Source organism: Mesorhizobium liriopis, from assembly GCF_024053505.1.
Taxonomy (GTDB): domain Bacteria; phylum Pseudomonadota; class Alphaproteobacteria; order Rhizobiales; family Rhizobiaceae; genus Mesorhizobium_B; species Mesorhizobium_B liriopis.
In genome coordinates this window covers 401348-420408 of record NZ_JAMXQS010000006.1, presented here as the reverse complement: position 1 = coordinate 420408, position 19061 = coordinate 401348, and the positions used below count along the sequence as shown (strand labels likewise).

Annotated in this window: 17 protein-coding genes and 1 tRNA gene; 14 read left to right on the top strand and 4 right to left on the bottom strand. The window is 62.6% G+C overall.

From position 1 onward, the window contains the following. Together NGM99_RS14350 and NGM99_RS14345 are read left to right on the top strand one after the other, a co-directional pair. On the top strand, window positions 1-121 hold a 121-nt coding region (locus NGM99_RS14350; RefSeq protein WP_493594239.1), incomplete at its 5' end, for an EF-Tu C-terminal domain-related protein. 159 nt (window positions 122-280) lie between these two features. Then, entirely contained in the window at window positions 281-1009 is a 729-nt protein-coding gene (locus NGM99_RS14345) for a hypothetical protein (protein WP_252820027.1), read from the top strand. Here NGM99_RS14345 and NGM99_RS14340 read toward each other — a convergent pair. The 3 genes from NGM99_RS14340 to NGM99_RS14330 are packed head-to-tail and all read right to left on the bottom strand — an operon-like array spanning window position 998 to window position 4342. Next, the gene (locus NGM99_RS14340) at window positions 998-2683 is read right to left on the bottom strand and encodes a mitochondrial fission ELM1 family protein (protein WP_252820025.1); all 1686 of its coding nucleotides are present in this window, start codon (window positions 2681-2683) and stop codon (window positions 998-1000) included. The two genes, NGM99_RS14345 and NGM99_RS14340, sit on opposite strands and share 12 nt — an antisense overlap. Window positions 2684-2735: 52 nt before the next feature. Then, on the bottom strand, window positions 2736-3425 hold the full coding sequence (locus NGM99_RS14335) for a hypothetical protein (protein ID WP_252820023.1): 690 nt from the start codon (window positions 3423-3425) through the stop codon (window positions 2736-2738). After that, window positions 3422-4342, bottom strand: a complete 921-nt coding sequence (locus tag NGM99_RS14330; RefSeq protein WP_252820021.1) for a hypothetical protein — start codon at window positions 4340-4342, stop codon at window positions 3422-3424. Before NGM99_RS14330 ends, NGM99_RS14335 begins: the two co-directional genes overlap by 4 nt. 141 nt (window positions 4343-4483) lie before the next feature. On the opposite strand from NGM99_RS14330, the gene NGM99_RS14325 reads away from it, so the two are divergent. The 10 genes from NGM99_RS14325 to NGM99_RS14280 all read left to right on the top strand — a co-directional run bounded on the left by NGM99_RS14325 (window position 4484) and on the right by NGM99_RS14280 (window position 17440). Beyond that, a tRNA-Trp gene (locus tag NGM99_RS14325) sits at window positions 4484-4559 on the top strand. Window positions 4560-4837: 278 nt separating this feature from the next. Beyond that, window positions 4838-5041 (top strand): preprotein translocase subunit SecE, encoded by a 204-nt coding sequence (gene secE / locus NGM99_RS14320; RefSeq protein ID WP_252820019.1) that lies wholly within the window; start codon window positions 4838-4840, stop codon window positions 5039-5041. A gap of 26 nt (window positions 5042-5067) precedes the next feature. After that, complete coding sequence (gene nusG, locus NGM99_RS14315) at window positions 5068-5607, top strand: transcription termination/antitermination protein NusG (RefSeq protein WP_252820017.1); 540 nt, start codon at window positions 5068-5070, stop codon at window positions 5605-5607. A 168-nt stretch (window positions 5608-5775) separates the two neighbouring features. Beyond that, window positions 5776-6204: a 50S ribosomal protein L11 gene (rplK, locus tag NGM99_RS14310; protein WP_252820015.1), complete on the top strand. Its 429-nt coding sequence runs from the start codon at window positions 5776-5778 to the stop codon at window positions 6202-6204. A 4-nt stretch (window positions 6205-6208) separates the two neighbouring features. Further along, complete coding sequence (gene rplA, locus NGM99_RS14305) at window positions 6209-6907, top strand: 50S ribosomal protein L1 (RefSeq protein ID WP_252820013.1); 699 nt, start codon at window positions 6209-6211, stop codon at window positions 6905-6907. Between the two features lie 345 nt (window positions 6908-7252). Beyond that, window positions 7253-7771, top strand: a complete 519-nt coding sequence (rplJ, locus tag NGM99_RS14300; RefSeq protein WP_252820077.1) for a 50S ribosomal protein L10 — start codon at window positions 7253-7255, stop codon at window positions 7769-7771. 51 nt (window positions 7772-7822) lie between these two features. After that, window positions 7823-8200 (top strand): 50S ribosomal protein L7/L12, encoded by a 378-nt coding sequence (gene rplL / locus NGM99_RS14295; protein ID WP_252820011.1) that lies wholly within the window; start codon window positions 7823-7825, stop codon window positions 8198-8200. Between the two features lie 217 nt (window positions 8201-8417). Continuing rightward, complete coding sequence (rpoB, locus tag NGM99_RS14290) at window positions 8418-12554, top strand: DNA-directed RNA polymerase subunit beta (protein ID WP_252820009.1); 4137 nt, start codon at window positions 8418-8420, stop codon at window positions 12552-12554. 159 nt (window positions 12555-12713) lie between these two features. Continuing rightward, a complete protein-coding gene (gene rpoC, locus NGM99_RS14285) occupies window positions 12714-16913 on the top strand; it encodes a DNA-directed RNA polymerase subunit beta' (RefSeq protein WP_252820007.1) in 4200 nt (1399 codons plus the stop codon). Window positions 16914-17128: 215 nt separating this feature from the next. Then, window positions 17129-17440, top strand: a complete 312-nt coding sequence (locus tag NGM99_RS14280; protein WP_252820005.1) for a DUF6105 family protein — start codon at window positions 17129-17131, stop codon at window positions 17438-17440. On the opposite strand, the gene ruvX is transcribed toward NGM99_RS14280, so the two are convergent. Then, complete coding sequence (gene ruvX, locus NGM99_RS14275; protein WP_252820003.1) at window positions 17413-17892, bottom strand: Holliday junction resolvase RuvX; 480 nt, start codon at window positions 17890-17892, stop codon at window positions 17413-17415. The genes NGM99_RS14280 and ruvX overlap by 28 nt on opposite strands. A 74-nt stretch (window positions 17893-17966) precedes the next feature. Between ruvX and NGM99_RS14270 the strand changes: the two genes are divergently transcribed. After that, complete coding sequence (locus NGM99_RS14270; protein ID WP_252820000.1) at window positions 17967-18674, top strand: metal-dependent hydrolase; 708 nt, start codon at window positions 17967-17969, stop codon at window positions 18672-18674. 92 nt (window positions 18675-18766) lie between these two features. Then, the gene (gene gatC, locus NGM99_RS14265; protein WP_252819998.1) at window positions 18767-19054 is read left to right on the top strand and encodes an Asp-tRNA(Asn)/Glu-tRNA(Gln) amidotransferase subunit GatC; all 288 of its coding nucleotides are present in this window, start codon (window positions 18767-18769) and stop codon (window positions 19052-19054) included. Window positions 19055-19061 lie beyond the last annotated feature (7 nt).

Below are 19061 nucleotides of genomic sequence, written 5' to 3'. Positions count from 1 at the left end.
CAATGTGACGGTGGACGTGGAACTGATCGTGCCGGTGGCGATGGAAGAGAAGCTGCGCTTCGCTATTCGTGAGGGTGGCCGCACGGTGGGTGCGGGCATCGTCGCAGCCATCGTCGAGTAAGCTTTTCCAAGCTTCAGATCAAAGGGCGGGTCTTCACGGACCCGCCCTTTTTTATTTCCCGGCGTTAAGTAAACGTGATGGTCGTGCTGTTCTGAAATTGGTGCGCGTGGAATCTAATTCCTCTACCCAAAGAGTTACCCAGAAATTTCCAGGCAGCTCATGGCGAAGTCGGCAAGCGTCGCGTCACCCTTCTCCCTCGCAGGCTCCGCCTTCTCGGAGACCGATCGCGATTGGATGCGGACATTGGAATTTCATCGCAACTGGGCCGGCGCACGAGGTCTGTTGGGTCGGCCCTGGTTTGTCCTGGGTTCCGCGCCGGGCCCCGCCATACCCGACCATCTGCCGGAAAATACCGCTTACATTTACGTCAAATATGCCGGCCACTCGGCGAAAAGGCGTGGGCTGCCCGACGCGGACCTGACGCTGCTTCTTACCAAGACCGAACCGAAGCAGATTGCGGGTTTGAAGACCCGCAGCACTCTCATGATGGGCCGTACCTTTCCCCTGAGCGCGAAACTCAAGCGTCTCAGCGGCTGGCGCTGGTCCAGTCAGGCTGAGTTGCATCGGATGGAAAGGGATCAGTTCGTGATCCGCACGCTTGGCTCGCTCTTCACCGGGATCGGTGAGGAAAAGCGTCCTTCCAACGGCATCTCGCTCCTCGCTTATGCTTTGGCACTCGGCGTGCCACAGATCATCATTGCCGGGATGTCGCTGGAAACGAACGGGCATGATTACAACGCTGTCGGCAAGAAGCGTCGGCACGTTGCAGAGGACCGTGCTGCGCTGCAACAGATTGCGGCACTCTATCCGTTCGTTTCGACAACCGAAGAAAACCTGCACCGGATCACCGGCCTGCCGCTCTATGACGGGCTGTGGTCAGGAGGCTGAGTAGAGGGGCAGACCGGTCGCTTCGTGGACGCTTGGCTCCGTCGTCGAAACGCCGGGGTAGCGCTGAGCCATGACGGAAAGGGCCGCGCGATCCTCCGCGGCGTGCCGGCGGGGTGCGGTCGAGCGCTCATATTCGTGGCCCGAGACATCGAATGACAGGCCGGCGATGACGACCTGTTCGATGCCGTGGGCGAGGGCGAAGCAGATCATGCCCACACCGTTCGATGGACGCTTCTCGCTGCCGACGCCGCTGAAGAGCGAGCCGAGCGTTTTGACGACGTAATCGTCGCGCTCGCGGCTGGTGAGTTGGCTTTCCGCTATACCGGCGCGGCCCAGCGCGCGATTGATGCGTCCACGCCAGTTCACATCGGGGCGCAGACGCAGGATCAGCTTGAGATCGAGATTGGCGGCCTGCTGAAGTTCTTTCCAGCGCGTCAGCAGCGTGATGTCGGCAGGCGGCAGGCCATGCATGCGCGCGGAGCGACCGGCGAATTTGATATAGGCATAGACGGTATTGTCGGCGAGCTTCGCTGGGATCGTCGGGTCGGGGGCCGAGCCGAGAAAGAACCAGGGCCGGCCGAGAAGCTTGTGTTCTTCCAGCCATTTGCGGTGATGGGCGAATGTCGTGTCGTAGGTCGCGGCAATACCGGAATGGCCTTCATCGGCTTGCTTGGCTGCATTTTCCGCTTTCCGTGCTTCCGCGGTCGCGGCTGCGCGCTTCACGAGATCGGGGCGGCGCTTGGCGATCTCTGCCATGATCGTTTCAGCGACGCGCTGAGATTCATGGGGCGGCTGGTACGGATAGGCATCGAGCATGCCCTCGAAGGGCCGCGTCAGCCGTAGCGTCTCGCTCATGTCGCGGTGGAACCATTCGAACTTGTCGAGACGGGGGCCCGGGTTCTTGGCGAGGTCGAAGACGTAAGTGGGACGGCCGGTGGCGAGCGCTTCGCAGGCCATGGTGATCGAGTCCTTGGTCACCAGAAATGCGTCGGCAGCCGCAAGATAGTCGCGATAAGGGTTTTCGCCTTCGCGGTCCCAAACGACGATGCGCTCGCTGCGTAGAGCCAGCAGGCGGCCGAGCAGGTCGGAGCGGGAGCGGCGGGAGGTGGAAGCCAGCACGGTCCAGCCATCGGCTGCGAACCCTTTGATGGTTTCGATCAGACGATCGACCGTGGCGTCGTCATAGAGATAAGCGCGGTTGGGGCCGCCGGCGAGAACGGTGACGACCTTGTCGCCCTTGGGCGCCCAGCGCTGGCGCGCCTGCTCACGAAAACCGTCGAGGATCTCGCGACTGATCTGGTGCGGCACACCGACCATCTCGTGCCAGTTGGCGCGGCGAGCCTTCGTCTCATTCCAGTCATGGCGCGAAATGAAAGCCATGTCGAACATCTGTTCGTAGTCCGGTTGCGGCGTCGCGAGATGAACCGTGAAAGGCTTTACCTTGCAGGCCGCGACGATTGCCTGGACGTGCGAGTTCGCCACACCGCCGCAGGAGATGATGAGATCGGGCTCGGGCACCTTCAGGCGGCGATAGGGCGAGAGCATCCCGCGCTGCCATGCCGGCAACTCGCGCTTGACGACCACCTTGCGCGGCTTGGGGTCGATCAGGCGCGCGACGCCGAGGCACTGGGTGAGAGTGCCTGCCTTGGCTTCGCTGACGGTCCAAACGCGCATGGTCAATTCCGTGATTGCTGAGCCGGGGTCATATCGAGCCGCGAGCCGGCTGTCAGCCTTTCGGCGCCCACAGCTTGATGCCGGCGTCTTCGGCCAGATCGGGCTCGGTGGTGAAGAGGTCGGCGCGCGTCTTCAGGCGCTCCAGAATGAAAGCGTCTTCGTCCACCTGCCGCCGGCGGCGGCCGAGCTCGTCATAGGAATGGCCGACCTTGGACAGCGAGATGCCGGCGAGCACGATCCGCGGCACGCCGAGAAACATCGCGTAGCAGGCAGCGGCCACGCCGTTGGTGACCTTGCCGAGGTCGCCGATGGATTGCGGTGATGCGCCCGCGATGTGGGAGACGATCAGATCACGTTCGGGGCGCTTGAGCGGCATGACGCTGCCGATATGGTCGTATGATTTGCCGATCAGCGGTAGGCGCATCATGAAACGCGGCCATGTGTGCATCCACAGCAGGCCGTTGGTATCGACATGGGCGTGCTCCTCCCACGACTTCTTGCGCGCCCGCACCGTGAGGTCGGCACGGCCGAGCCCGAGTGCCTGCGCGGTGCGGCCGACATTGTTGATATCGATGCGCGCATGGGTCCCGAAGATCGCGGGCGGCAAAGTGGGGTCGGGTGCGGAGCCGAGGATCAGCCAGGGTTTCGAGCGGATGCCCAGGCTTTCGAGCCAGGGACGGTGGCGGCGTGCGATGCGGTCGAGGGTCTTGGCGTCGCGGCTCGGATCGGATTGTTTGCTCATCGCTCGGCCCGATAAGCCAAATCGGGGAAAGCCGCATCCACTTCCTGCTTGGCCCGCTGGAATGTCCCGGACTCTTTGCGGCTCCAGCCTTTCGCGGTCCAAATCACCGCATCGGGATCGAAGTCGTGGTCCCAGAGTGTTTGGGGAACGGGCGCGATGCGCAGATCGCGATATTTCGGCTCGGTCATCAGGTAATGGATGGCGATCTGGTCGACATGGTAGCCAGGCCGCATGGCAAGGAGCGCTGCGAGCGATTGGCCCAGATCGCGCGCGAACCCGGTGCCGCGTTCCGTCTGGTTGAAGCCGACTGCGCTGGCCAGAATCTTCATCGTCGGCTTTTCTTCGTCCGGACGCTGAATGAGGGCCACGTCGGAATCATGCCGCACGGCTTCGAATGCCGGCCAGACAGGCTTTGCAGCGATGCCGTCCACATCGATGGCAAGCAATGGCGCGCCGGTCTGCTCCAGGATCAACGGAGCGATGAGGAAGCGCGAGGAGGCGTAGTACACGGTGCGATAGCGCAGGCCCTCGGCGAGCAGGCACGGATCAGCCGTCCAGCTCAGTTCGACACAAGTCAGCCGGGCTTGAAGCTTGGCGATATGGTCGAGCGTCAGCGCGTGGGGCTCGCAGAGGTGAAGATGAAGCCTCTGCTTCGCGTTCTGCCTTTCCATGGAAAGCACGAGCGTGACGGCGAAGTGCCAGTAATAATAGTCGTTGCAGGCGGCCAGGATCACGCCGTCCGAGCCGGGCGAGGGGAGGTCGCCGGACAGGCTTTCACGGAAGCGCGCGAATTCCGGCGCGCCGCTTTTCAGCACGCCCCGGATGCGCCGTCGCATGCGCCAGCGAAAGAAGGCCGAATGGCGCTTGTGCCGGATCCGCTCGGGCTTGGCATCCTCTGGCTTTGGGTCTGCTGTCATCGTTCGTTCATGCCTTTCGACGCGGTGCTATCACAATGAAGGCGCCAAGCCAGCACCGAAGGACGCTGCGAAATGTGCGACAGGCGCACGGAGCGCTTGCGTTTTGCTGCCGAGTGGCGCTATGAGGCCTCCCTGTCGCCTAGGGGTATAGCTCAGTTGGTAGAGCGGCGGTCTCCAAAACCGCAGGTCGCAGGTTCGAGCCCTGCTGCCCCTGCCATCCTCGCCAGATGAGGGGTGGACATTCGGTGCCTAGAGCGCGGCGATAATTCGGCAAGAACCTGTTCACTCCGCCCTTGCGCGAGAGGGGAATCGGTTTTATATGCGCCACAACTTACGAAAACACGACGCGTCGAACCGGGAAGCTGGGTCACCGCGTCCGATTGTCATGGATGAAGCAAGCGTGATTCGCGTTTGATTCGGCCAAGACGGCGGGGCGCGGTAAAAGCCATCGTGTGAACTGGTCTGCGGCGGCAGGCCGCGGGAACAGAGCATTCGATGGCATCCAAGACCACCAACCCCTTTACCTTCCTTCAGCAGGTGAGGGCGGAAACCGCGAAGGTCACATGGCCTTCACGGCGCGAGACCCTGATCTCGACGGTGATGGTTCTGGTGTTCGCCGCTGTTGCGATGATCTTCTTTTTCGTTGCCGATCTGCTGATGCACTACGCTGTTCAGTTTATTCTCGGCATCGGTTTCTGAACGCGGACATCGTTGGAGGCTCATTGATGGCTGCGCGCTGGTACATCGTCCACGCTTATTCGAACTTCGAAAAGAAGGTCGCCGAGGACATCGAGAACAAGGCCAAGCAGAAGGGCTTGTCGGACTTCATCGAGCAGATCGTGGTGCCGACCGAGAAGGTCGTGGAAGTGCGCCGCGGCAAGAAGGTGGATGCCGAGCGCAAGTTCTTTCCCGGCTACGTGCTCTTGAAGGCCGATCTGAACAACGAGGTCATCAGCCTCGTGAAGAACACGCCCCGCGTGACGGGCTTCCTGGGCGAGGATCGGCATACCGCCCGGCCGACGCCGATCACGGAAAAGGAAGCGCAGCAGATCCTGCATCAGGTGCAGGAGGGCGTCGAGCGTCCCAAGCCCTCGATCACCTTCGAGATCGGCGAGCAGGTGCGCGTGTCGGATGGCCCCTTCGCCTCCTTCAACGGCTTCGTCCAGGAAGTGGACGAGGAGCGCGCCCGCCTCAAGGTCGAGGTGTCGATCTTCGGCCGCGCGGTGCCGGTGGATCTGGAATTCGGCCAGGTCGATAAAGGTTGATCGACAAGGGCTGACCCAATCGGTGCGTCTTCGGGCGCACTGAAAGCGGGCCGCAAGCGGCTCGCGAACGCGGTGGGAGGATGGGTCTAGCTTTGCCGGCTTTGATCGCTCCGCACCACCGGACTGCAAACCGCCGATTTCATCGGCACAACAAAGGCAGGAAGAGAGATGGCAAAGAAGATTGCAGGCCAGCTCAAGCTCCAGGTTTCGGCAGGGTCGGCGACGCCGTCGCCCCCGATCGGCCCGGCGCTCGGTCAGCGTGGCATCAACATCATGGAGTTCTGCAAGGCGTTCAACGCGCAGACCCAGGAGATGGAGAAGGGTTCGCCCGTCCCCGTCGTGATCACCTATTACCAGGACAAGTCGTTCACCTTCGTCATGAAGACGCCCCCGGTGAGCTACTTCTTGAAGAAGGCCGCCAACCTGAAGTCGGGCTCCAAGGAGCCGGGCAAGGTGGGTGCCGGCAAGATCAGCCGCGACAAGGTGCGTGAGATCGCCGAAGCCAAGATGAAGGACCTGAACGCCAACGACGTGGACGCAGCGATGCGCATGGTCGAGGGCTCCGCCCGTTCGATGGGCCTGGAAGTGGTGGGCTAAGACGATGGCAAAGCTTTCCAAGCGCGTGGCCAAGGCCCGCGAGGGCATCGACCCAAACAAGGCTTACGCTCTCGACGAGGCCGTGAAGCTGCTCAAGGACCGCGCCTCGGCGAAGTTCGACGAAACGATCGAAGTCGCGATGAATCTCGGTGTCGATCCCCGTCACGCCGACCAGATGGTCCGTGGCGTCGTCAACCTGCCGAATGGCACGGGCCGCACGGTTCGCGTGGCTGTTTTCGCCCGTGATGCGAAGGCCGAAGAGGCCCGCGCGGCTGGTGCCGATATCGTGGGCGCGGAAGATCTCGTGCAGATCGTCCAGGGCGGCCAGATCGACTTCGACCGCTGCATCGCGACCCCGGACATGATGCCGCTCGTCGGCCGTCTGGGTAAGGTGCTCGGCCCCCGCGGCATGATGCCGAACCCGAAGGTCGGCACTGTGACGACCGACATCGCGGGTGCGGTGAAGGCTTCCAAGGGCGGTGCCGTCGAGTTCCGCGTCGAGAAGGCCGGCATCATCCACGCCGGCGTCGGCAAGGTCTCGTTCGACGAGAACGCGCTGGCCGAGAACATCCGCGCCTTCGCTGACGCGGTGAACAGAGCGAAGCCGGCCGGCGCCAAGGGCGTCTATGTGAAGAAGGTGGCTCTCACCTCGACCATGGGCCCGGGCCTCAAGCTCGACGTCACGACGCTGCAGGCGTCCTGATCAGTGAATTCTCCGGGCTGATCCTCAAGATTGGCCCGGAGCGAAATTCCAGGCCCTTGGGTCTGGATGCCGGAAGTTTTCTTCCGGTTTAGTCCTGTCCGAGACTGTGGGTGGCCATCTGGCCTTAATTGCTTGGCCCGCATGAGACGGGGTCGGCCGTCTTCCCGAGCAATCGGGATAAGCGGTTCGAACCGTGAGTGCCTTTTGTCTGCGTGAGGCGGTGCAAACCACTTCATGGCGAAAGGGGACAGGATCCTCGAGCGCCGCCAGGCTCCGAACCGGAGCAGACGCGGCAAAAGGCAACGGATGCCTCCCGCAAATGGGAGCATCAACTGGAGACAGGCAGTGGACAAAGCGGAAAAGCGCGAATTTGTCACCGACCTGAACGGCGCGTTCCAGAACGCCGGTTCAGTCGTCGTGGCCCACTATGCCGGTATCACGGTTGCGCAGATGAACGATCTTCGTACGAAGATGCGCGCAGCCGGTGGCACCGTCAAAGTCGCGAAGAACCGCCTCGCCAAGATCGCTCTTCAGGGTACGGAATCCGAGGCAATGCAGGGTCTGTTCGTCGGACAGACGCTGATTGCTTACTCGGAAGATCCAATCACGGCACCGAAGGTCGCCTCTGACTTCGCCAAGGGCAACGACAAGCTCGTTATCCTCGGCGGAACGATGGGCAAGACCTCGCTCGACGCCGAAGGAGTCAAGGCTCTCGCCACGCTCCCTTCGCTCGACGAGCTTCGTGGCCGTCTGGTCGGCATGATCCAAACGCCGGCAACCCGGATCGCTTCCGTCGTCAATGCGCCCGCAGGCCAGCTTGCGCGCGTGTTCGGCGCTTATGCCCGGAAGGACGAGGCGGCGTGAGGCCGTTCCTCTCATCAACTCACATTCGAACCCAACTAAAGGAATACGTTTATGGCTGATCTCGCCAAGATCGTTGAAGACCTCTCCGCTCTGACCGTCCTCGAGGCGGCCGAGCTCTCGAAGCTCCTCGAAGAGAAGTGGGGCGTTTCCGCCGCTGCCGTGGCCGCTGTCGCAGCTCCTGCCGCTGGTGGCGCTGCCGCTGCTCCGGCTGAAGAGAAGAACGAGTTCGACGTCATCCTCACGGATGCCGGCGCGCAGAAGATCAACGTTATCAAGGAAGTCCGTGCGATCACGGGCCTGGGCCTCAAGGAAGCCAAGGACCTCGTCGAGGGCGCTCCGAAGCCGGTCAAGGAAGCTGTTTCCAAGGCCGACGCCGACAAGATCAAGGCTCAGCTCGAAGGTGCTGGCGCCAAGGTCGACCTGAAGTAATCACCGCTTTGGCGGGGCGGGGTGGAGCGATCCACCCTGCCTTTCCAGAGACATCCCCACGAGAACCTCTTTCCAGAGGGCCGAAATGCGGCTTTCCGGAAACGGGTTTTCAACCGTTAAGGGGCTTGGAGCCGATCCCGAGCCTCAGCATGCAGGCAAAGCCTTGCCCGATCCGCGCTTTCCCGAGCGCGAGCGGCGAGGCGGACAAGGAGCGACGATGGCCCAGACGCAGACTTTCAATGGCCGCAGGCGCGTGCGCAAGTTCTTCGGAAAGATCCCCGAAGTCGCCGAGATGCCGAACCTCATCGAGGTTCAGAAGGCCTCATACGACCAGTTCCTGATGGTGGAGGAACCCGAGGGCGGGCGCCCGGACGAAGGCCTCAACGCGGTCTTCAAGTCCGTTTTCCCGATCTCGGATTTCTCCGGCGCTTCGATGCTCGAATTCGTCAAGTACGAGTTCGAACAGCCGAAGTTCGACGTTGACGAGTGCCGCCAGCGCGACCTCACTTTCGCAGCGCCCTTGAAGGTGACGCTGCGCCTGATCGTGTTCGATGTCGATCCGGACACCGGCTCCAAGTCCATCAAGGACATCAAGGAGCAGGACGTCTACATGGGCGACATGCCGCTGATGACCATGAACGGCACGTTCATCGTCAACGGCACCGAGCGCGTGATCGTTTCGCAGATGCACCGTTCGCCGGGCGTGTTCTTCGACCACGACAAAGGCAAGTCGCACTCGTCGGGCAAGCTGCTCTTTGCGGCCCGCGTGATCCCTTATCGCGGTTCGTGGCTCGACATCGAGTTCGACTCGAAGGACATCGTCCACGCGCGTATCGACCGTCGCCGCAAGATCCCCGTGACCTCGCTCCTGATGGCGCTGGGCATGGACGGCGAGGAAATCCTGTCGACCTTCTACAACAAGATTTCCTACCAGCGTGACGGCGACCACTGGCGCATTCCGTTCTCGGCCGACCGCTTCCGCGGCCTCAAGGTCGTTTCCGACATGATCGATGCCGACACCGGCGAGATCGTGGTCGAGGCTGGCAAGAAGATCACCGTTCGCCAGGCACGTCAGCTCGCCGAAAAGGGCCTGAAGGCCATCAAGGCGACCCAGGACGATCTGTATGGTTCATATCTGGCGGAAGACACCGTCAACTTCGAGACCGGCGAGATCTATCTCGAAGCCGGCGACGAGATCGACGAGAAGACGCTGAAGGTGCTTCTGGAGGCTGGTCTCGACGAGATCGAAGTGCTCGACATCGACCACATCAATGTCGGCGCCTACATCCGCAACACGCTTTCGGCCGACAAGAACGAGTCCCGCCAGGACGCGCTCTTCGACATCTATCGCGTGATGCGTCCGGGCGAGCCGCCGACGATGGACACGGCGGAAGCCATGTTCAACTCGCTGTTCTTCGACGCCGAGCGCTACGACCTTTCGGCCGTCGGCCGCGTGAAGATGAACATGCGTCTCGAACTCGACGCCGAGGACACCGTGCGCGTCCTGCGCAAGGAGGACATCCTCGCGGTGGTCAAGACGCTGGTCGAGCTGCGCGACGGCAAGGGCGAGATCGACGACATCGACAATCTCGGCAACCGCCGCGTGCGTTCGGTGGGCGAGCTGATGGAGAACCAGTATCGCGTCGGTCTGCTCCGCATGGAGCGTGCCATCCGCGAGCGCATGTCGTCCATCGAGATCGACACCGTCATGCCGCAGGACCTGATCAACGCGAAGCCGGCGGCTGCCGCCGTGCGCGAGTTCTTCGGTTCCTCGCAGCTGTCGCAGTTCATGGATCAGACCAACCCGCTCTCCGAGATCACGCACAAGCGTCGTCTCTCGGCGCTCGGGCCCGGCGGTCTGACGCGTGAGCGCGCCGGCTTCGAAGTGCGCGACGTGCACCCGACCCATTACGGCCGCATCTGCCCGATCGAAACGCCGGAAGGCCCGAATATCGGCCTCATCAACTCGCTCGCCACCTTCGCGCGCGTCAACAAATACGGCTTCATCGAAAGTCCGTACCGGCGCATCGTGAACGGCAGGCTGACCGATGACGTGGTTTACCTCTCCGCCATGGAAGAGGCGAAGCACTTCGTGGCTCAGGCGAACGCCGAGCTCGACGGCAACGGCCAGCTCGCGGACGAGTTCGTGATCTGCCGTAATGCCGGCGAAGTTCTGATGACGCCGCGCGAAAACGTCGATCTGATGGACGTGTCGCCGAAGCAGATGGTGTCGGTCGCGGCAGCTTTGATCCCGTTCCTCGAGAACGACGACGCCAACCGCGCGCTGATGGGCTCGAACATGCAGCGTCAGGCCGTGCCGCTGGTGCGCGCCGAGGCGCCGTTCGTCGGCACCGGCATGGAGCCGATCGTGGCACGCGACTCGGGCGCCGCGATCGCGGCCCGCCGCACCGGCATCGTCGATCAGGTCGATGCGACCCGTATCGTCATCCGTGCGACCGAGGACCTCGAAGCCGGCAAGTCGGGCGTGGACATCTATCGCCTGATGAAGTTCCAGCGTTCGAACCAGTCCACCTGCATCAACCAGCGTCCGTTGGTGAAGATGGGCGACCGGATCTCGAAGGGCGACATCATCGCTGACGGTCCCTCGACCGATCTCGGCGATCTGGCGCTCGGCCGGAACGTGCTCGTCGCGTTCATGCCGTGGAACGGCTACAACTACGAGGACTCGATCCTGCTTTCCGAGCGCATCGTGGCCGACGACGTGTTCACTTCGATCCATATCGAAGAGTTCGAGGTCGCAGCCCGCGATACGAAGCTCGGGCCTGAGGAAATCACGCGCGACATTCCGAATGTGTCGGAAGAAGCGCTGAAGAACCTCGACGAGGCGGGCATCGTCTATATCGGCGCGGAAGTGCAGCCGGGCGACATCCTTGTGGGCAAGATCACGCCGAAGGGCGAAAGCCCGATGACGCCGGAAGAGAAGCTTCTGCGCGCGATCTTCGGCGAAAAGGCATCGGATGTGCGTGACACCTCCATGCGCATGCCGCCCGGGACCTTCGGCACGATCGTGGAAGTGCGCGTCTTCAACCGCCACGGCGTGGAAAAGGACGAGCGCGCCATGGCGATCGAGCGCGAGGAAATCGAGCGTCTCGCCAAGGACCGTGACGACGAACAGGCGATTCTCGACCGCAACGTCTATGCGCGTCTGGTCGACATGCTGACCGGCAAGGAAGCCATTGCGGGGCCGAAGGGCTTCAAGAAGGGCACCTCGCTGACCCGTGACCTCTTGGCGGATTATCCCCGCTCGCAGTGGTGGCAGTTTGCCGTCGAGGACGAGCGCGCGCAGAGCGAGCTCGAAGCGCTTCGTGGCCAGTACGACGATAGCAAGCGTGCTCTCGAGCAGCGCTTCATGGACAAGGTCGAAAAGGTCCAGCGCGGCGACGAGATGCCTCCGGGCGTCATGAAGATGGTCAAGGTCTTCGTGGCCGTGAAGCGCAAGATGCAGCCGGGCGACAAGATGGCCGGCCGTCACGGCAACAAGGGCGTGGTCTCGCGCATCGTGCCGGTGGAAGACATGCCGTTCCTCGAAGACGGAACGCATGCCGACATCGTGCTCAATCCGCTGGGCGTGCCATCGCGCATGAACGTCGGCCAGATCCTCGAGACGCATCTGGGCTGGGCTTGTGCTGGCATGGGCCGCAAGGTCGGTGATTTGCTCGAAGCCTACCGCGCTTCGGGCGACATCAAGCCGCTGCGTTCGACGCTCGAGGACCTGATCCCCGACGACGACCGCAACGAGCCGGTTCGCGATTTCGACGACGACAGCATCGTTCGCCTCAGCGAGCAGATGAAGCGCGGCGTTTCGATTGCGACCCCGGTCTTCGACGGTGCGCATGAGGCCAACATCAACGAGATGCTGGAAGAGGCGGGTCTGCATTCGAGCGGCCAGTCGCAGCTTTATGATGGCCGCACGGGCGAACCGTTCGATCGCAAAGTGACGATGGGCTACATATATATGCTCAAGCTGCATCACTTGGTGGACGACAAGATCCACGCGCGTTCGATCGGACCCTACTCGCTCGTCACCCAGCAGCCGCTGGGCGGCAAGGCGCAGTTCGGTGGCCAGCGCTTCGGCGAGATGGAGGTCTGGGCACTCGAGGCTTACGGTGCCGCCTACACGCTGCAGGAGATGCTGACGGTGAAGTCGGACGACGTGGCCGGCCGCACCAAGGTCTACGAGGCCATCGTGCGCGGCGACGACTCGTTCGAAGCCGGCATTCCTGAGAGCTTCAACGTTCTCGTCAAGGAAATGCGCTCGCTCGGTCTCAATGTGGAGCTCGAGAATGCGCGTCTCGACGAGACGCCGGGCCACCTTCAGGACGCCGCCGAGTAAGGCGTCCTTGCTTCCCGCCGGCATCGGTCGGCGGTCACTTTTCCGGCAAAGGGCGGTTTGCGCGTGGCGCGAACCGCTCTTTCGCCCGTTTCGGATTCTAGTGTCCGGACAAATGCGGATTTCGGGGCATTCCCGCTGCCTCAGACCAAGGAGAACGGCATGAACCAAGAGGTCATGAATCTTTTCGGTAACACCCAGGTGCCGGCCCAGACGTTCGATTCAATCAGGATCTCGCTGGCCAGCCCGGAAAAGATCCTGTCCTGGTCGTTCGGTGAGATCAAGAAGCCGGAGACCATCAACTACCGCACGTTCAAGCCCGAGCGTGACGGTCTTTTCTGTGCGCGCATCTTCGGCCCGATCAAGGACTACGAGTGCCTGTGCGGCAAGTACAAGCGCATGAAGTACAAGGGCGTCATCTGCGAGAAGTGCGGCGTGGAAGTCACGCTGAGCCGCGTGCGCCGCGAGCGCATGGGCCATATCGAGCTCGCCGCTCCCGTCGCCCATATCTGGTTCCTGAAGTCGCTGCCCTCGCGCATCGGCACGCTGCTCGACATGACCCTCAAGGACATCGAGCGCGTTCTCTATTTCGAGAACTACATCGTGACCGAGCCGGGCCTGACCGCGCTCAAGGAAAACCAGCTCCTCACCGAGGACGAATACATGCTCGCCGTTGACGAGTATGGCGAGGACAGCTTCGAGGCCAAGATCGGCGCCGAAGCCATCCACGACCTGCTCGCCTCCATGGAGCTCGAGAAGATCGCGGGCGACCTGCGTTCGGAGCTCGCCTCGACCACCTCGGAGCTGAAGCAGAAGAAGCTGCTCAAGCGCCTGAAGGTCGTCGAGAACTTCATGGAATCGGGCAACCGTCCCGAGTGGATGATCATGAAGACCATCCCCGTGATCCCGCCGGACCTGCGCCCGCTGGTTCCGCTGGATGGCGGCCGCTTCGCGACGTCTGATCTGAACGACTTGTACAGGCGTGTTATCAATCGCAACAACCGCCTGAAGCGCCTGATCGAGCTTCGTGCGCCGGGCATCATCATCCGCAACGAGAAGCGCATGCTTCAGGAAGCGGTCGATGCGCTGTTCGACAACGGCCGTCGCGGTCGCGTCATCACGGGCGCCAACAAGCGTCCGCTGAAGTCGCTCTCCGACATGCTGAAGGGCAAGCAGGGCCGGTTCCGTCAGAACCTGCTCGGCAAGCGCGTCGACTATTCGGGCCGTTCGGTGATCGTGACGGGCCCAGAGCTCAAGCTGCACCAGTGCGGCCTGCCGAAGAAGATGGCGCTCGAACTGTTCAAGCCCTTCATCTACGCCCGCCTCGACGCCAAGGGCTATTCGTCCACCGTCAAGCAGGCGAAGAAGCTGGTCGAGAAGGAGCGTCCCGAGGTCTGGGATATCCTGGACGAGGTGATCCGTGAGCACCCCGTGCTGCTCAACCGCGCACCGACGCTGCACCGTCTGGGCATCCAGGCCTTCGAGCCGATCCTGATCGAAGGCAAGGCGATCCAGCTGCACCCGCTCGTCTGCACCGCCTTCAATGCGGACTTCGACGGCGACCAGATGGCCGTGCACGTGCCGCTCTCGATCGAGGCGCAGCTCGAAGCCCGCGTTCTGATGATGTCCACCAACAACATCCTGCATCCGGCTTCCGGCGCACCGGTCATCGTGCCGTCGCAGGACATGGTTCTGGGCCTCTACTACCTCTCCATCGTCAATCAGGGCGAGCCGGGCGAGGGCATGGTGTTCTCCGACATGGGCGAGCTCCAGCATGCGTTGGAAACCAAGGCCGTGACGCTGCACGCCAAGATCAAGGGCCGCTTCAAGACCATGAATGCGGATGGCGAGCTCGAGTCGCACATCTACGACACGACGCCCGGCCGCATGATCCTGGCCGAGCTTCTGCCCAAGAACGTCAACGTGCCGTTCGCGACCGCGAACCAGGAGATGACCAAGAAGAACATCTCCCGCATGATCGACACGGTGTATCGCCACTGCGGTCAGAAGGAGACGGTGATCTTCTGCGATCGCATCATGGCGCTCGGCTTCAAGCATGCTTGCCTCGCCGGCATCTCGTTCGGCAAGGACGACATGCTGATTCCGCAGACCAAGGCCAAGCTCGTCGCCGACACCGACGCGCTGACCAAGGAATACGAGCAGCAGTACAATGACGGCCTGATCACGCAGGGCGAGAAGTACAACAAGGTGGTCGATGCCTGGGCCAAGTGCTCGGAAAAGGTCGCCGAAGAAATGATGGGCCGTATCAAGGCCGTAGAGTTCGACGATAACGGCCGTCAGAAGCCGATGAACTCGATCTACATGATGTCGCATTCGGGTGCGCGTGGTTCGCCTACCCAGATGCGTCAGCTCGCCGGCATGCGCGGCCTGATGGCCAAGCCGTCGGGTGAAATCATCGAGACGCCGATCATCTCGAACTTCAAGGAAGGCCTCACCGTGCTCGAGTACTTCAACTCGACCCACGGTGCCCGCAAGGGTCTGGCCGACACCGCCTTGAAGACCGCGAACTCGGGCTACCTGACCCGCCGTCTGGTCGACGTGGCGCAGGATTGCATCGTCGTGTCGCCCGATTGCGGCACCGATCGCGGCCTGACCATGCAGCCGATCGTGGATGCCGGCCAGGTGGTGGCCTCCATCGGCCAGCGCGTTCTTGGCCGTACGGCACTGGAGGACATCCTCCACCCGACGACCGGCGACGTGCTCGTAAAGGGCGGCACGCTCATCGACGAGCGCGACGTGGACACGATCGAGAAGGCGGGCGTGCAGACGGTCCGTATCCGTTCGGCTCTCACCTGTGACGTGAAGGTCGGCGTGTGCGCCATCTGCTACGGTCGCGATCTGGCTCGCGGCACGCCGGTCAATATCGGCGAGGCTGTCGGCGTCATCGCGGCACAGTCGATCGGCGAGCCGGGCACGCAGCTCACCATGCGTACCTTCCACATGGGCGGCGCGGCACAGGTTGCCGACCAGTCCTTCCTGGAAGCCTCGTATGAGGGCACCGTGCAGATCCGCAACCGCAACGTGGTGCGCAACTCGGACGGCCATCTGGTCGTCATGGGCCGCAACATGGCGGCGCTGATCCTGGACGAGTCCGGCAAGGAGCGTGCGACGCACCGCGTTGCCTATGGTTCGCGCATCTACGTGGACGATGGCGACAAGGTTCGCCGTGGTCAGCGCATCGCCGAGTGGGACCCGTATACCCGCCCGATCATGACGGAAGTGGAAGGCCGCGTGTCCTTCGAGGATCTCGTGGACGGCATTTCCGTTCAGGAAACGACGGACGAGTCGACCGGCATCACCAAGCGCGAGGTCATCGACTGGCGCTCGACGCCGCGCGGCGTGGATCTCAAGCCTGCGATCGTGATCCAGGGGCCGAACGGCAAGCCCGCGAAGCTCTCCAAGGGCGGCGATGCGCGCTTCATGCTCTCGGTGGAGGCGATCCTGTCGGTGGAGCCCGGCTCCAGCGCCAAGCCCGGTGACGTGCTGGCGCGTATCCCGATGGAATCGGCCAAGACCAAGGACATCACGGGCGGTCTGCCGCGCGTGGCGGAACTGTTCGAGGCTCGTCGTCCGAAGGATCACGCCATCATCGCCGAGATCGATGGCACGGTCCGCTTCGGCCGCGACTACAAGAACAAGCGCCGCATCATCATCGAGCCGCATGAGGCGGGCGCCGAGCCGGTCGAGTACCTGATCCCGAAGGGCAAGCCGTTCCATCTTCAGGACGGCGACGCCATCGAAAAGGGTGACTACATCCTCGACGGCAACCCGGCACCGCACGACATCCTGGCGATCAAGGGCGTGGAGGCTCTGGCTTCCTACCTCGTCAACGAAATCCAGGAGGTCTACCGATTGCAGGGCGTGTTGATCAACGACAAGCACATCGAGGTGATCGTTCGCCAGATGCTGCAGAAGGTCGAGATCACGGCGCAAGGCGACTCGACCTACATTCCGGGTGATCACGTCGACCAGATCGAGCTGGACGAGGTGAACGAGCGTCTGGTGGAAGAGGGCAAGGCGCCTGCCGAAGGCACACCTGTGCTGCTCGGCATCACCAAGGCCTCGCTGCAGACGCCGTCCTTTATCTCGGCGGCTTCCTTCCAGGAGACCACCCGCGTCCTCACCGAGGCTGCGGTTGCCGGCAAGATGGACATGCTGCAGGGCCTCAAGGAAAACGTCATCGTCGGCCGTCTCATCCCGGCCGGCACCGGCGGCCAGATGAGCAATATCCGCCGCATCGCGACCACGCGCGACGACCTCATCCTCGAGGATCGCCGCAAGAACACGGGTGCGGAAGCAGCGGATGCCATGCTGACCGACATGACGACGCCTGCCGAGTAATCGGCAGCGTCACACGAAACAGGAAAGGCCGCGAAGTGAGAGCTTCGCGGCCTTTTTCATTTTTGACGGTGGAAAACCGGGCTTCGGGTGCGCTGAAATTAACCTTACCGGCGTCTTTAAATTGCCGCCCAGCATCGACCGCTCCACATTAACCCTGTGAGTTAAGCTTGCCTTCACGATTCTCATGAGGGGCAAGAGCTGAGAGGGTAAGGCGTATGCGCTGGCTGCTTGCTTTATGGGGACTGCCGCTCGCCCTCTTCTGGAGTTGGTACTTCCTCAGCTATTACGACTACAATTTCGGATACATCATGCTAAGCCGGCAGGTGCATGATCTCGTGTTCGAGCTTTATGGCAAGGCGCTTGGCATCGACCCGAAGCTCTTGCCCGGCATGATCGCCAAGGCGCTGGTCCTCGACAGCTTCATCTTGGCCGGCATCATCGCGTTCCGCCGACGCCGCGCGATCCAGGACTGGTTCCGCGCACGCCGCCGTCTCGCATCTCACATGCGGCCCTCGCTCAACGCATGAACCCGGTCGAGCACGCCTTGCAGAATGAATGAGGCGGCGGCAGAGTCGATCCGCTCGCCCCGTTTGCGGCGCGAGACATCCATCGAGATCAGCGCGCGCTCGGCGGCCACCGTCGAAAGCCGCTCGTCCCAAAGCACGAAGGGCAGGTCGGTGAGGCGTGCGGCGTTGCGGATGAAGGCCCGGCTTGCCTGAGCGCGCGGGCCTTCGCTGCCGTCCATGTTGACGGGCAGGCCCATGACGATGGCCGCGACGTTTTCCTTCGCCGCGAGCGCGATAAGCGTTTCCACATCACGCGTGAACTTGCCCCGCGCGATCACCGGGCGCGGATGGGCAAAGGCCAGGCCGGCATCCGACACCGCGACGCCGATGGTCTTTTCGCCGAGGTCGAGCCCCATCAGCCGGCGACCGCCTCCAAGCAGGTCGGGCAGGGTCTCGACGTCGATGATGTTCATGGCCGGCCCTCGTTGAACGCTTCGGCGAATCCTCTATCTGCGGGCGCACAAAGCACAGCAGAAGGACGATGCATATGAAGATCACGTGGTATGGGCAATCGGCCTTTCGCGTCGAAATCGAGGGCGCAGTGATCCTGTTCGACCCGTTCCTCTCCCACAACCCGCTCTGGGGCAAAGGCTGGGAAGGTCCTGCAGAGGGTGTCACGCATGTTCTGCTGACCCACGGCCACAACGACCACACGGCGGATGCCATCGACATCCTGAAGGCCACCGGCGCTCAACTGGTCTCGAATGCCGAGATCTGCGGCTGGGCCGGCGCGAAGGGCGTGGCGCAGGACAAACTCAACATGGGCAATCACGGCGGCACGGTCGATTGCGGCGCATTCACCACGACCTTCGTCAACGCTCTGCATTCATCCTCCTTCTCGAACGAGGACGGCACCAACACCTATCTCGGCAATCCGAACGGTTTGATCGTGCATTCGGCCAATGCGCCGACGCTCTACCATCTCGGCGACACCGACATCTTCGGGGACATGGCGCTGATCCAGGAACTGCATGAGCCGAAGATCGGACTGGTGCCAGTGGGCGACCGCTTCACCATGGGTGGTGCGGTCGCGGCGCTTGCCTGCCGCCGCTTCTTCCGCTTCGATGTCGCGATCCCCTGCCACTATGCGACCTTCGGGCTGCTCGACCAGAACGCCGACAAGTTCGTCGATGCGATGGAAGGGTCCGACACGCAGGTGATCGTGCCGAAGGTGGGGGAGCCCTTCGAGATTTGAGGCGTCGGCCGCTCGACGGTTGCGAAGGGGCGGGGGCGCCGGTATAGCGCCCTCAAGCCCTTTTCCGGAAAGCCCCGAGCGCGGGAGATCCCATGTCCGTCGATCTGCAAACCGTCAAGCGCGTCGCGCATCTCGCGCGCATTGCTGTCACCGAAGATGATGCCGCCCGCATGACGGGCGAGCTCAACGCCATTCTCGGCTTCGTCGAGCAGTTGGACGAGGTGGATGTGTCGGGCGTCGAGCCGATGACCTCGGTCACGCCGATGAAGATGCGCGAGCGGCAGGATGAGGTGACGGACGGTGAGAAGGCTGCCGACATCGTCGCCAACGCCCCGGCAACGGACGCCAACTTCTTTCTCGTGCCGAAAGTGGTCGAGTAAACTCGTC